The sequence below is a fragment of the Peribacillus sp. NPDC096622 genome (genome assembly GCF_044762665.1).
Taxonomy (GTDB): Bacteria; Bacillota; Bacilli; order Bacillales; family DSM-1321; genus Peribacillus; species Peribacillus frigoritolerans_B.
The window spans coordinates 259,348-272,671 of the sequence record NZ_JBIWES010000003.1; the positions used below are offsets into that span (position 1 = coordinate 259,348).

General features: G+C 41.4%; 11 protein-coding genes. 3 read left to right on the forward strand and 8 right to left on the reverse strand.

The features are described 5' to 3' along the window. Positions 1–7 precede the first annotated feature (7 nt). From paaC to ACIQYG_RS07745, 5 genes are all read right to left on the reverse strand, one after another. Positions 8–808, reverse strand: a complete 801-nt coding sequence (gene paaC / locus ACIQYG_RS07725) for a 1,2-phenylacetyl-CoA epoxidase subunit PaaC (RefSeq protein ID WP_402836770.1) — start codon at positions 806–808, stop codon at positions 8–10. Beyond that, entirely contained in the window at positions 798–1,157 is a 360-nt protein-coding gene (gene paaB / locus ACIQYG_RS07730; protein ID WP_076367474.1) for a 1,2-phenylacetyl-CoA epoxidase subunit PaaB, read from the reverse strand. The genes paaC and paaB overlap by 11 nt, the downstream gene beginning before the upstream one ends. 18 nt (positions 1,158–1,175) lie before the next feature. Further along, entirely contained in the window at positions 1,176–2,132 is a 957-nt protein-coding gene (gene paaA, locus ACIQYG_RS07735; protein WP_402836773.1) for a 1,2-phenylacetyl-CoA epoxidase subunit PaaA, read from the reverse strand. Positions 2,133–2,258: 126 nt separating this feature from the next. Then, on the reverse strand, positions 2,259–2,498 hold the full coding sequence (locus tag ACIQYG_RS07740) for a ferredoxin (RefSeq protein ID WP_402836774.1): 240 nt from the start codon (positions 2,496–2,498) through the stop codon (positions 2,259–2,261). 179 nt (positions 2,499–2,677) lie between these two features. Beyond that, a complete protein-coding gene (locus ACIQYG_RS07745) occupies positions 2,678–4,006 on the reverse strand; it encodes a phenylacetate--CoA ligase family protein (protein WP_402836776.1) in 1,329 nt (442 codons plus the stop codon). 265 nt (positions 4,007–4,271) lie between these two features. Here ACIQYG_RS07745 and ACIQYG_RS07750 point away from each other — a divergent pair, with 265 nt between their 5' ends. Genes ACIQYG_RS07750 through ACIQYG_RS07760 form a run of 3 tightly spaced genes read left to right on the forward strand, consistent with a single transcriptional unit; the run spans position 4,272 to position 6,634 of the window. Further along, positions 4,272–4,625 carry a DUF485 domain-containing protein gene (locus ACIQYG_RS07750; RefSeq protein ID WP_402836778.1) on the forward strand — a complete coding sequence of 118 codons (354 nt, stop codon included), beginning with the start codon at positions 4,272–4,274 and terminating at the stop codon, positions 4,623–4,625. Continuing rightward, positions 4,622–6,172: a solute symporter family protein gene (locus tag ACIQYG_RS07755; protein WP_402836779.1), complete on the forward strand. Its 1,551-nt coding sequence runs from the start codon at positions 4,622–4,624 to the stop codon at positions 6,170–6,172. Before ACIQYG_RS07750 ends, ACIQYG_RS07755 begins: the two co-directional genes overlap by 4 nt. Before the next feature lie 15 nt (positions 6,173–6,187). After that, positions 6,188–6,634 carry a PaaI family thioesterase gene (locus tag ACIQYG_RS07760; RefSeq protein ID WP_402836780.1) on the forward strand — a complete coding sequence of 149 codons (447 nt, stop codon included), beginning with the start codon at positions 6,188–6,190 and terminating at the stop codon, positions 6,632–6,634. A 300-nt stretch (positions 6,635–6,934) separates the two neighbouring features. Here the strand turns inward: ACIQYG_RS07760 and ACIQYG_RS07765 are convergent, their stop codons facing one another. The 3 genes from ACIQYG_RS07765 to ACIQYG_RS07775 form a co-directional block, all read right to left on the reverse strand. Then, positions 6,935–8,197 carry a pyridoxal-phosphate-dependent aminotransferase family protein gene (locus ACIQYG_RS07765; RefSeq protein WP_402836782.1) on the reverse strand — a complete coding sequence of 421 codons (1,263 nt, stop codon included), beginning with the start codon at positions 8,195–8,197 and terminating at the stop codon, positions 6,935–6,937. Positions 8,198–9,539: 1,342 nt separating this feature from the next. Next, entirely contained in the window at positions 9,540–11,708 is a 2,169-nt protein-coding gene (locus ACIQYG_RS07770; protein WP_402836784.1) for a malate synthase G, read from the reverse strand. A 265-nt stretch (positions 11,709–11,973) separates the two neighbouring features. Next, a complete protein-coding gene (locus ACIQYG_RS07775; protein ID WP_402836786.1) occupies positions 11,974–13,278 on the reverse strand; it encodes a uracil/xanthine transporter in 1,305 nt (434 codons plus the stop codon). Positions 13,279–13,324 lie beyond the last annotated feature (46 nt).

The window sequence follows — 13,324 nt, forward strand, 5'->3', positions numbered from 1 at the left end:
TATTGATTCACCATGAAGCTACTTTATCTGTTGCGTACACTTCACTTAACGTTTTTAGCGCCTTTTCCAAATCTTCCGTATGCTGGCCATTACGGCCATCACCTCTTGCCATTCCTATTTCAATAGTTGTTGCCAAGCCTACACTTTCAAAAATTGGGGTGATAGCCTCGATCCATTTTTTCTGTAAGTCAGCTTCGCTCTCTATCAAGCCGAGCTCAATCATTTCCTCCCCATATTGCCCCAGTGAAAATATTCCAGCAAAATCCGGCATTGTTTTCCCAATAGCCGCTTTCATTCTTGAAACCGCTTCCAAGTGGCCAGATCCCAACAATTGGACGAACCATGTTTTCCAGTGCATCAAATGATAGTAAAGTTCCATTTGTACCTTTTGGGCCACTTCAGCAAGCGGTTCATATGAACATGAATGAAGGGATTGAACCTTAATCGCTTTGGCTTGGGTATAAAAATAATTCCGCACTACCGCAAACGCCCAATCATAATCCGGGTCTTTCATATAGTTACCAGGGCCATTGACCAATTCGAGAATGATCGCATTGCGCCGTTCCTTGGCGGGACGGTCGTGAGCCAGCTTATCAGCATCCCCTTCACCGAGTTCTTCAAGTAACTTATAATAAATGGCTGCATGCCCCATCGTGTCTTGAGAGATCGAAGCGGATGCAACATCTTCTTCGATATGCGGTGCGAGTCCAAGCCATTCTGCACCACGGTATGAATGGATGAAGTCATCGTCCGCAAGTTGTAGCAGCAATTCCTTGATTGCGATGTTCTTCAATGATTCATTCTTCATTTTTCACACCTCCAGCCCAAGACATTATCTCTTTTTCATCGAGCATTCCCTGCTCATACTTCCGCCATTTTTTCTTTAAATACCCGTACCCTTTTGTGGTCCTGTAATCTTTATTATCAATACGCTGAAGCGTTTTCTTTTCCTCGACCGTCATTTTCCGTATATTCTGTCTTTTAACGACCCAAATATCATCAACCGCTTCACGTCTCATGAAGTTTTCTTGTGCCATCATGATGGCAATATCCTCATTTGGGGCCAGCAGGCTGAAGTGGTATTGAACGGGTGATGATTGCGTTTTACGGCTGAATACTTCAAATTCTTCAAAGTAATTTCCTTGCCTAGTTTCCATATCGTCCTTCCCCCTCCCTTAGATGACCTTTGGCGCCAATGCCTCACGTACCCATTTATTATTTTCATAAGAAATTCTCCGAAGACTTAAGCGATCCTGCGAACGGGGACCTTCATTCCTTGCGAATACCTTCAATTTCCCCCAATCGGGTTGTTGATAAATCCAGGTTTCAGATGCTTTATCAAACCTAAGCGTTTCATCTGGAATGCTAAATCCGAGTGAAAGGATCCGCTTCACATATTTAGAAAAAAAGGCTTGTCGAAGCTCTTCGTTCGTACTGGTTCTAATTCTGTACTTAATCGTTATATCCTGTTTGGATGTGCCCACTTCATTCTTGCTGGGAGGTCCAAAAAAGAGTAATAAAGATTCCCACCAATAATTGATGGAGTCTTGAACCAATTTCCTTTGTTCTTCCGTCCCTTCAGCCAAAGCCATGATTATCGCTTCACCATGCTGGGCGTGAAAAACTTCCTCCGCGCAAATCCTCTGTAATGCCCGGGCATAAGGTCCGTATGAGGCTCCAAGCATATTCGTCTGGGAAATGATCGCTGCACCATCAACCAACCAGCCAATCAATCCAGCATCGCCCCAGGATTTGGCTTCCATATGGAAAACATTATGAAACTTTAAATCTCCTTTAAATAAATCTTGCATTAGGTCATCCCGTTTTTTACTGTATGGCTTTAGCAAATCCTCGGCGACCCGAAGCAATAATTGTCCATGTCCCATTTCATCCTGCACCTTTGCCATGATTCCAAGTTTTCTGTTTAAGGTCGGGGCTTTAGGTACCCATTCCTTTTCTGGAAGTGCCCCCATGATTTCACTGATTCCATGCATCGATATTAACTTGATTAACGTTCCCCGGTATTCTTCCGGCATCCAATCATCCGCTTCTATCTTTTCTCCTGCTTCGATTCTGGCAATGAATTGAATTAGCTTTTCTTCTCCTGCCATATCATTTAAAAGAACGTTCATTCAAATCACCTCTTTTTATAATGTAACGTTTATATAACGTTATTATATTTTATTGTTATATTTAATGCAAGACTATTCTGTCTTTTTCAAAATAAAAGGAAATTATCAGGGAATTTCACGAATCTTTTAATCCACTAAAACTTTAATGGGCGAAGTTTCCACTTTAATTGAATCTGTCGGACAGCCTTCCACTGCATCATCCAGATCATCAAATAAACCTTCCGCGACCTCTGCCGTTCCTTCATTTTCATCCAGGATGACGAATGCCACTCCCTCATCATTGTAATCAAATATTTCCGGCGCAGCGGCACCGCATGCACCGCAAGCAATGCAAGTTTCTTGATCCACAACTGTATATTTAGCCATGATGCCTCCTCCTTCTCTATTGCATGATTGGATCCATCTTCTCTTCCTTTAAGAGAAAAACCCATAGTTAACAGCGACCGCATCCTCTTTATGTATCGCGTTTTCTTGTTCGATTTCTTCAACTCCGCTTATTTCAATCGGGACATAAGCAAAAAAAGCTTTGTTCATGGTCACGGAATTTATAAACGAATGACTTCATCCTTCCGCTTATCAACGACACGAATGGCTTTTCCTTCTGAACGAGGAATGCTTTTTGGGATGTTGACAACTATATCCATCGTGACAAGACATGCGGATTTCAAATGATGCTGAATCGTTTTCCTTAATATCTCTACATTCCCATGCGTTAAGTCTTCTTCAATCTCCTTGTAGAAACCGCTTTCAATTTCAATGTGCAGTTCAACACCGTCCATTTTCCCCTTCTTCACGAGATGAATCTGATAATGAGGGACAATTCCCTCCATTTGGAATAACACACGCTCTATTTCCGATGGAAATACATTCACTCCCCTGACTATGATCATATCATCCGTTCTGCCTTTAACACGGGACATTCTAGTTGTGGTACGACCGCATTTACACGGTTCATGGGTAATTGAGGCGATATCACCTGTACGGTAACGAATGATTGGCAGCGCTTCCTTTGTAAGACTGGTAAAGACAAGTTCCCCATTTACGCCGTCCTCAACTGGTTCCAGCGTGTCCGGGTTAATGACCTCAACAAGAAAATGGTCTTCTGCGATATGCAGTCCATCCTGTGCTTCATGGCATTCTATTGCAACTCCCGGCCCCATGATTTCACTTAAGCCGTAAATATCGATGGCTTTCAATTTCAGTTTCCTCTCAAGTGTTGCCCTCATTGCCTCTGACCATGGCTCAGCTCCGAAAATCCCATACTCAAGCCCGTTATCAGCAGGATCAATTCCCATCTCTTCCATCTTTTCAGCGATATTCAAAATATAGGTAGGCGTTCCACAAATGCCGCGCGGTTTAAAATCATTAATGATCGTAATCTGCCGCTCGGTATTCCCCCCTGAAATGGGTACTGTCGCAACTCCCAGCTTTTCTGCACCGCAATGCAGACCTAGCCCCCCTGTAAACAGACCATATCCATATGCGTTATGGAAAATGTCCGACTTGCGACCTCCTGCAGCTACAATTCCACGTGCGACAATTGTTGCCCAGTTTTCCAAATCATTTTTCGTGTACCCGACAATTGTAGGCTTTCCGCTTGTTCCGGAAGAACCATGAATGCGTGTAACGTCCTCCATCGGAACGGCGAATAAACCGAATGGATACTGATCGCGAAGAGTCTGTTTTTTTGTAAAGGGAAGCTTTATCACATCGTTTAGAGTTTGAATATCTTCTGGTTCCAAGCCCATCTCTCTAAATTTCTCTCTGTAATAAGGTACATTTTCATATACATGGCTTATCGTTTTTTTTAGGCGTGCCATTTGTAAACTCTCTATTTCAGCACGCGAAGCCGTTTCAACTTCCGGATTGTACATTTTTTTCAGTCCCCCTCAATTTTACTATTGTCCCACCGACATACATAACGGTAATAAAACGGATATCAGTTTATTGTTATGATTCAATTTAAGATTAATACGTCATTTTTACGTTGTCAATCATGTTTTTATAATTAAGCACAAATGACCGTACAAACAAAATATTAATTTACTAAATTTTCAGACTATGTTAATTTTAAAAATGATATATCACTTTATCAAACATTCGTTTTAAAAACGTACCACACCAAAAAGGGGGCTTACTATGGAATCAACAGCTAAAAGCAGGCATTCATCATCAGGACATGACAGCGGAAATAAGTATCGTAAATTAATTGAAACGGAAGAATTCAAGCATTTGCTTCAAAAGAAAAAGGCTTTCATCGTACCTGTCACTCTCTTCTTTCTTGCTTTTTATTTTGTTCTTCCTATTTTAGCTGCTTATAGCCAAGTGTTGAAAGGTGAAGCTTTTTTCAATATTACTTGGGCTTGGGTATATGCCCTTCTCCAATTCGCCGTCGTTTGGTTAGGGGGAATAGTCTATATCAAAAAAGCAGCGAAGTACGATAAGATGGCTAAAAATATCTTGAATAAATATGAGAAGGAGCTTGGCGAATGAGCATTTTATCCCTCACGCTTTTTTTGGGCATCATTTTGTTAACGCTTACAATAACCTATTATTCTTCCAAGAAAACGAAAAATGCCAGTGATTTTTATACTGCCGGCGGTGGATTGACAGCATGGCAGAATGGATTGGCCGTAGCAGGTGACTTTATGTCAGCCGCTTCTTTCCTGGGAATTACGGGTGCAATCGCACTGATTGGTTTTGATGGCTTTTACATGAGCATCGGGAACCTTGTTGCCTTTCTTGTCTTATTGTATCTTGTGTCGGAACCACTTCGCAATCTAGGTAAGTTTACGCTGGCAGACATGATTTCAGCACGCTTCAAATCAAAAAAAGTCCGAGGGATAGCTGCGGCTAACACACTTGTCATTTCAATCTTTTACATGATTGCCCAACTTGTCGGTGCAGGAGGTTTAATTAAACTGCTGCTCGGCATCGATTATTGGCTATCCGTTCTTCTTGTCGGTGTACTGATGACGATTTATGTGATTTTCGGCGGGATGAGAGCGACAAGCTGGGTGCAGATCACCAAAGCTGTTCTCTTACTAGGAGGTTCCGCCGTGTTGACGTTCATCGTGTTTTCGCGTTTTAATTTCACCATCTCAGAGATGTTCCATCATGTCCAAACTACAACACCGCTCGGAAAGGATTTTTTGAATCCTGGAAATAAATACACCGATGGACTTGACATGATTTCATTTAATATGTCGCTTGTCCTCGGGGCAGCAGGCCTCCCGCATTTACTCGTCCGCTTCTTTACAGTAAAGGATGCAGCTACTGCAAGGAAATCCGTCGTTTATTCCACATGGTTTATAGGGATATTTTTCATCATGACGATTTTCCTTGGTTTCGGAGCTGCATCTTTCGTCGGGTTTGAGCGGATCGTCGAAGCAAACCCGGCTGGAAACATGGCCGCACCCCTTCTTGCATTAACCATGGGCGGTGAATTTTTATTCGCCTTCATTTCTGCTGTGGCATTTGCCACGATTTTAGCGGTTGTATCCGGTCTTGTTTTAACGTCGGCATCCGCTTTTGCACATGATATATACGGTGAAATCATTAAGGAAGGAAATATTACGGAAAAACAGCAAGTGCTCGTTGCCCGATTGGCTTCTGTTGGCGTAGCGGTCATTTCGATTCTACTTGCTTTATTTGCACAATCAATGAATGTCGCTTTTCTTTCAGTCCTCGCGCTTGGAATTGCTGCCAGTGCCAATTTACCGATCATCCTTTGCACAATATATTGGAAACGCTTCAACGCAACCGGAGCAATCACAGGAATGTCATTCGGGTTACTTAGCTCCATCATACTGGTGATGCTCAGCCCCAATGTATGGAATCCGGAACCTGGAATGGGTATTTTCACAGGCGATCCCCTCTTCACGATGAGCAACCCTACCATTTTCACGGTACCGCTCGGCTTTATTGGAGCTTATTTAGGTACAATCTTGTCAAAGGCAAAAGATGAGGAAAATAGTTTTCCTGAAGTACTGTTCAAATCTAACACCGGATACGGGATAAGTTCCGCAAAAGACCATTAAAGAAGGGGGATTTCCATGACCACACATTTAGATCAGGATATTCACGAATTGCATTATGATCAAATCAAACAAGTACTGGTCGACGAACCATATGCCTCTTTTCTCGGGATGAGATTGACGAAACTCGGTCCCGGCACAGCGGAAGCAGAATTGATTCCAAGTGACCACATGCTAAATAGCCACGGAACGGTTCACGGTGCCATTATCTTTTCACTTGCTGATTACGTGTTCGCAGCAGCCAGCAATTCATATGGCAAAATAGCGGTTGGGGTTTCAAACAACATCAACTTCTTATCAGCTGGCAAACGCGGTGAGATTTTAACTGCCAGAGCGGAAGAGATCAAGAAAAACCATAAACTGGCATGGTATAAAATAGAGGTGTTAAATGAAAGGGAACTGATTGCAACAATGGAAGCGATGGTATTCAGGAAAAATCAATATTTTGTCGACCAAGGTGAATAAGTAACGTTTGAAACCGGACAAGCAATCCACTTGTCCGGTTTCTTTTTTGGCCCATGATACCTACTCAGAGCAGTTAAAGGGGGGATTTCCGGTCCGGAATCCCCCTCCTTAAAATGAATTCAATTGCTCCAAACCGGATAGGCCTTCTTCTTAGTTATTGACCGCAAAACGGGAATCTATCACTTTAACCACTCCCCACGCTCACTTTCACTTATCCCATCAGTCTGATAAACGATTTTCCTCTATGCCTTCCCAATGAGCGCGGTTAGGTTCGCTGAAATGCACATGGACATCAATTAATCAAAGAGATCCTCCTGATGCTACCATTTTCTCCTTCTTTCCTGCATATACATCCAGCGCAGCCTGCAAAGCCTCTCCCCGATTAACTTGGAACCCCAGGCGCAAAAGGACAGCTTCCAAGGAGGCCAATACAAACAGGATGTTTTCTTTCCTGCAACTGAATCCCATGGTCCCAATCCTCCAGATTTTCCCGTGAAGCGGACCAAACGAGGAAGCGATTTCGATACCAAATTCATTCAACAGCATGGCTCTTACAGCTTCTCCATCGATTCCTTTTGGAATTTCGATGCAAGTTACACACGGAAGTTTGTTTTTCCCATCCCCGAATAACGTAAGTCCCATTGCCTTGATCCCTTCAACGAGAGCAGCTTCATGGAGTTCATGACGGGCAAAGCGTGTTTCCAAACCTTCTTCGAGCACAAGGCGCAATCCTTCACGTAACGCATAAATCATGGAAGTAGCTTCTGTATGGTGATTCAAACGGCGCGGTCCCCAATAATCCTGCAGCATGCTTAAATCGAAATAATTACTGGTGATCTGACGGCTGAGCGAAACCTTTTGATTGTCTTCATCCGTCGCAATACCACGTTCCACCTTTTTGCGGGACTGGATGATATCTTCTATTCGTTCATTATACGTAATCGGTGCCATACCGGAAGGAACGGACAAGCATTTTTGTGTCCCTCCTATCAATCCATCAATGCACCATTCATCCACCTTAACATCGGTTCCCCCGATGGAGGCAACCGCATCCACCACAAGCAGGACACCCAATTCACGGCAGGCCCATCCGATTTCCTTCAAAGGCTGCATACAACCAGTGGAGGTTTCCCCATGGACGATTGCTGTTATTTTAGGGGAGACTTTCTTGATTTCCGCAATGACTGCTTGCGGTTCGAACACCTCTCCCCAAGGACATTCCATCGTATGGACTTCAGCTCCGTATCGCTCACAAATTTCCACCAATAAATGACCGAACCTTCCGAATATAGGAACCAGGACCTTATCCCCCGGCTCAATGATGCTGCATAGAATCGCTTCATTACCGGATCTTGAGGTGCCATCAATCGGGAACGCCCATTTATTTTTCGTTTGAAAAACCAATCGCAGCATTTCCATCACTTCATTCATGATAGTGGTGAATGCAGGATCGAATTGCCCTAATATCGGTGTGCTCATCGCCCTTAAAACACGCGGGTCAACTTCGACAGGCCCTGGTGTCATGATCGTTCTCATCGGTGCATTCAATTCTGAATATGCCATTTTAACCAACTCCTTCAATAGGCTAATTTATAAGGTATTTCACTTAAAACTTCGATTCCCTTATTCATATCCGCAACACTCGTAAACTCCTTAGGTGAATGGCTGATCCCCCCTTACTTGGAACGAACAGCAAGTAAGTCGGACAAAACGAACAAAATACCTGTGCATCATGGCCGGCCCCGCTGACCATATCTTGGTATGGCCAACTGTCGCAACTAAACCCGGTCCATGCCTTTCGCTTTTTTCTTTAAAAAAGAAATGAATTCCGAAGCAGAACCGACAGCATCCTTCTCGTATGACACGGGAGTGGTGCCTGCATGATAACTCTCACCAATGAATTTCACCCTGTAACGTCGCTGTCCGACAATATGGCTGACGACCCCATATCCGACGTCATATTCCCCCCATCCTTGACCGTGTCTATATGAATGATTCCACCGGAGGGATCCGTTCCCTTATGCCTGCCAAACAAGTTGCCTACACTTTAAAAATATGTATAAGGTTTTCTTTTTCCATCTCAGCTTTCATTGCCTGCTGAGCGCTCATCCATTCCTTGAAATATAATAACCGGGTCACCCCATTACTCTCTGTTGACCCGAAAGCATTCTATCATCGAACGCAACATCATCCTTTTCATCAATGAATTTTTCGTTTTGATTGACCATCACATCGCTTCCCTCCACAATACCCATTCACGGTAAGAATATTCACAAAATTTTTGTCATCTATTATTTTACTTGCTTTCGCATTTAACTTCATTGACAATTCTGTTAGTATTTCAGTGTTTTTTTGTGCAAAATAACCAACTGAAAGCAAACCAATAATGTGTATAATATACAGATTTCTATGATCAAAAGAAGTGGCACTTATTGTTAAGTTAGCACCTTATATATTTCACGGCTATTTTTTGATAAATTAAGATACTAGTTCTACTTATGCGATCCAAATTAAATTCTGATGGTCTGCGAACCTAAAAAGGTGAATTAATCTTGTTACATCTAATTCACATATGTATACTTAGCTTCTTTCTTTTTATAAAAAATTAGACCAAAATGGGGAACAAGTAATCTTGATCACTTGTTCCCCATTTTATCGAATAATCACTTATTTTGACCCAAATTTCTTATGTTGACTTTAAAAACATTTTATTATGATTAATGATTCAACATCTTGATTTTAGTTCAGGCTTTATCGTAACTTTATTGCGGGATACCCCAACACTTTAACCTAAAACCCTAACTAAATAAATAGAATGAGACAATTATTTTTTCCTACGCAAAGCTTTATGAATGTAATAACATTGCATCCCGGTTGGTCTGAATGCCCCAGAAATCACTTATTGTTACAACTTGTTTTTCTTCGCTTCAATGCGTCGTCGATGCAGGATAGGCTCAGTATACCCACTTGGTTGGTTATAGCCTTGAAACACTAGGTCGCATGCCGCTTGAAACGCCACTGAGCTGTCGTAGTTTTCCGCGATACATTGATATGCTGAATCTCCAGTGTTTTGTTCATCCACTACTTTAGCCATTCGGTGTAAAGTCTCCAAAACCTGTCCTTTTGTACAAATTCCGTGGTGAAGCCAGTTAGCGATATGCTGACTCGAAATTCTTAGTGTGGCACGATCTTCCATCAAACCTACATTGTTGATATCGGGTACTTTAGAACAACCAATTCCTTGTTCTACCCAACGTACAACATAACCGAGGATACCTTGTGCATTGTTATCTAGCTCTTGCTGAATTTCTTCCGGACTCCATTCGGGGTTTTGAGCCACTGGGATTTCTAAAATATCATCAAGTAAATTTTCTGGATTCTTTTTCAACTCTTCTTGTACCTTTTTTACATCCACTTGATGATAATGAAGAGCATGCAATGTCGCTGCAGTTGGTGAAGGCACCCATGCTGTATTCGCCCCTGCTTTCAGATGGCCAATCTTTTGCGTTAGCATTTCCGCCATCATATCAGGTATTGCCCACATTCCTTTACCAATTTGAGCTCGACCTTGAAAACCGGTTGCTAGACCTACATTGACATTCGATTTTTCATAACCTTGTAGCCATTTTGATCTTTTCATGTTATTTTTGAGAATCATAGGTCCGGCTTCCATAGAAGTATGAATTTCGTCTCCCGTTCGATCTAAGAATCCGGTATTAATAAATGCCACTCTTTCTTTAACTTGGCGGATACAAGCTTTCAAGTTTAATGAAGTTCGGCGTTCTTCGTCCATAACACCAATTTTCAGTGTATTTCTCTGTAGACCAAGCATGTCTTCCACACGATCAAAGAGTTCATTGGCAAAAGCCACCTCTTCGGATCCATGCATTTTTGGCTTAACGATATAGACTGATCCTTTAGATGAATTTTGATATTTACCATTCCCCAACAGGGAATGTTTGGCAAGTAAACTAGTCATGACTGTATCCATAATCCCTTCAGGAATTTCCTCACCATTTGCATCTAGGACAGCGTTTGTGGTCATTAAGTGTCCCACGTTACGGACAAACATAAGTGAACGACCAGGCAAAGAGAATTCTTCTCCATCTGGTGCTCTGTATAAACGATCCGGGTTCATTGTACGTGTCATCGTTTTATTATCCTTTTTGAAAGTTACAGTCAGATCACCCCTCATAAGCCCTAACCAATTTCGATATACCAGGACTTTATCATCGGCATCCACTGCGGCAACAGAATCCTCACAATCCATTATGGTCGTAAGAGTAGATTCCATTAGAATGTCCTTAACGCCTGCTTTATCTACTTTACCGATCAGGTGGCTTCGATCAATCTGAATTTCAAAATGCAACCCATTATTTTTTAATAATATAGCCGATGGCTTTTCATATTCACCTTGAATGCCAACTAGCTTTGATTCCTCTACTAAACTCGTAATTTCTCCATCTTTGAGTGTAACAGCTAATTTCCCATCTACTACTGCATATTTCACAGCATCTTTATGTGAATGATCCTTTAAAGGAGTTACTTGATCAAGAAAATCCTTTGCAAATGAAATGACTTCTCCACCGCGTACTTCATTGTAGCTCCCTTCTCGGTAGGCTCCTCCTTTTTCGCTAATAACATCTGTTCCATAAAGGGCATTATAAAGGCTTCCCCACCTTGCATTTGAAGCGTTAATAGCATAACGAGCATTATCAACCGGAACAACTAGCTGCGGCCCAGCTTGGAAGGCTATTTCATCATCTACCCCTTCTGTCGTAATATGAAAGTCTTCTACTTCAGGTTCGAGATAGCCAATTTCTTGTAAAAATGATTTATATTTAGCAAAGTCAATCTCTTTATTTTCTCTATGCCATATATTTATTTTGGTTTGAATTTCATCACGACGAGCTAACAATTTTTTATTTTTTGGAGACATGTCATGCACCAATTTTTCAAAATCAACCCAAAATTGTTCCTGATTCAGTTGGCTTCCAGATAGCCCATCTTTATTGATAAATTCAAAAAGGACCGGAGCCACTTGAAGATTACCAACTTTTACATATTCCCCCATGGTGTATTCCTCCTTTAAAAATTAGTTTGACACCCGGCATACGCCGAGAAGAATTATCTTAAACCAGGTGATCTCTTCTACATTTGAATGGGTTCAATACTTAATTTGTTATCGATTAATCAAGTTTTCAATTTATCGTTTTGTTTTCTTATAATCAATTTCAAGTTTATCGTTAGAAAGTTAAACATCGCCTTCAACACATGTCCATTTTTTAATAATCACCTTTTGTTGTTGCTCATTATCCATTTTCAGGTAGATAAATCGGTCACTGTCCTACTTCCAACTTATTTGTTAACTTATTCCAATCAATAAGTTTTTCCAAAAAGATCGATATAATGACACCCATAATGAGACCATTTGTAATGAAAGGCTGCAAGAGGACAGGAATACTGCCGAATAATGCTGGAGGGATATTCATAATGCTAACTCCAACTAGGACTGGTCCAGCTAAACGGAGTATCGTTTCAGAGTTGAATAACGTTCCTTTTAGGCTGTTTAATGCTGTCCCAAACAATTGTAGGTATGCGACAAATAAAACAGCGTTACCTATTGTTAGTGGTATCGTTCCTAAGAATCTCCCTAATGGCGGAATAACTCCAAGGAGAGTAAACAAGAATCCGCTTATAATGAATGGCCCTCGTTTAAATAATTTGGTACTTTGTAAAAACCCTATTGTAGATGTAAATGGTGTAAAAGGGACCAAGCCAAAAATCGAAGTGATAAACGCAAAAATACCTGTTACAAAAATAGATCTCCTGTATTGACTATGTTCCACCTTTTCCTTGTAAACATCTGCAACAGCTTGAATGGAAGCGAAAGAATTCGTTAAATTCAAAAGGACCGCAAAAAAGGAGACAAAAATAATACCAATATTCAAGTTTGGAGTTCCAAGGGGAAAGAAAGTGAATGCCATACCTGAAGAGCTAGCCGTCTGAAGATCTGAAGGGAAAATAATTCGATATAATGACCATCCTACGATAATTCCGATTAGGATTGAGAAATTGCTTAGTATTTTCCCTCCTTTAATCCTTAAAAAGCCAACGAATATGACAATCAAGATTGAAAACAAACTGACAGGGAGATCAATTGTTCCACTTTCGGTTATTTTAAACATACCTTTGAAGAAAATAAAGATGAGCTGAAAGGTTAGCAAGAATATATAAACACTTATCACCATCGGCTTAATTACTTTCTGTATGATATAAATCAGGTTAAATGCCGCAAGCAGTACGGTTACAGCTCCAGCCAGCAAAATGCCTGTTGCAATTCCTCCTCCTACGGTTGCAAAATCCAATCCGAGTGCAGATGCAGAGATGCCCATATTTATCATCAGACCCCACATTAGCCCCGAATGGCTATCCAATAATGGATAACGATGCCCAATCCATGCCTGCAGAATACAGGCTATTCCTGTAAAGATAAAGGAGCACCTTATCGTCATTTCAATTGTTTCTGCAGGAAGCTGGAATGCTGCCCCTACAGAAATTGGTACGACAACCGTATTGGCAAAAATAAAAAAAAGCCACTGTAAAGAGGACAATAATGTTACAGTAACTCCTTGCTGTGTCATCTTAATCATCACCATTTCCGATTTCTGGATTTTTTATAAAATCTGT

What these genes read in the sequence shown, in the direction of transcription:
- paaC (WP_402836770.1), bottom strand. Translation starts at nt 808, where the DNA reads ATGAAGAATGAATCATTGAAGAACATCGCAATCAAGGAATTGCTGCTA.
- paaB (WP_076367474.1), bottom strand. Translation starts at nt 1,157, where the DNA reads ATGGAAACTAGGCAAGGAAATTACTTTGAAGAATTTGAAGTATTCAGC.
- paaA (WP_402836773.1), bottom strand. Translation starts at nt 2,132, where the DNA reads ATGAACGTTCTTTTAAATGATATGGCAGGAGAAGAAAAGCTAATTCAA.
- ACIQYG_RS07740 (WP_402836774.1), bottom strand. Translation starts at nt 2,498, where the DNA reads ATGGCTAAATATACAGTTGTGGATCAAGAAACTTGCATTGCTTGCGGT.
- ACIQYG_RS07745 (WP_402836776.1), bottom strand. Translation starts at nt 4,006, where the DNA reads ATGTACAATCCGGAAGTTGAAACGGCTTCGCGTGCTGAAATAGAGAGT.
- ACIQYG_RS07750 (WP_402836778.1), top strand. Translation starts at nt 4,272, where the DNA reads ATGGAATCAACAGCTAAAAGCAGGCATTCATCATCAGGACATGACAGC.
- ACIQYG_RS07755 (WP_402836779.1), top strand. Translation starts at nt 4,622, where the DNA reads ATGAGCATTTTATCCCTCACGCTTTTTTTGGGCATCATTTTGTTAACG.
- ACIQYG_RS07760 (WP_402836780.1), top strand. Translation starts at nt 6,188, where the DNA reads ATGACCACACATTTAGATCAGGATATTCACGAATTGCATTATGATCAA.
- ACIQYG_RS07765 (WP_402836782.1), bottom strand. Translation starts at nt 8,197, where the DNA reads ATGGCATATTCAGAATTGAATGCACCGATGAGAACGATCATGACACCA.
- ACIQYG_RS07770 (WP_402836784.1), bottom strand. Translation starts at nt 11,708, where the DNA reads ATGGGGGAATATGTAAAAGTTGGTAATCTTCAAGTGGCTCCGGTCCTT.
- ACIQYG_RS07775 (WP_402836786.1), bottom strand. Translation starts at nt 13,278, where the DNA reads ATGACACAGCAAGGAGTTACTGTAACATTATTGTCCTCTTTACAGTGG.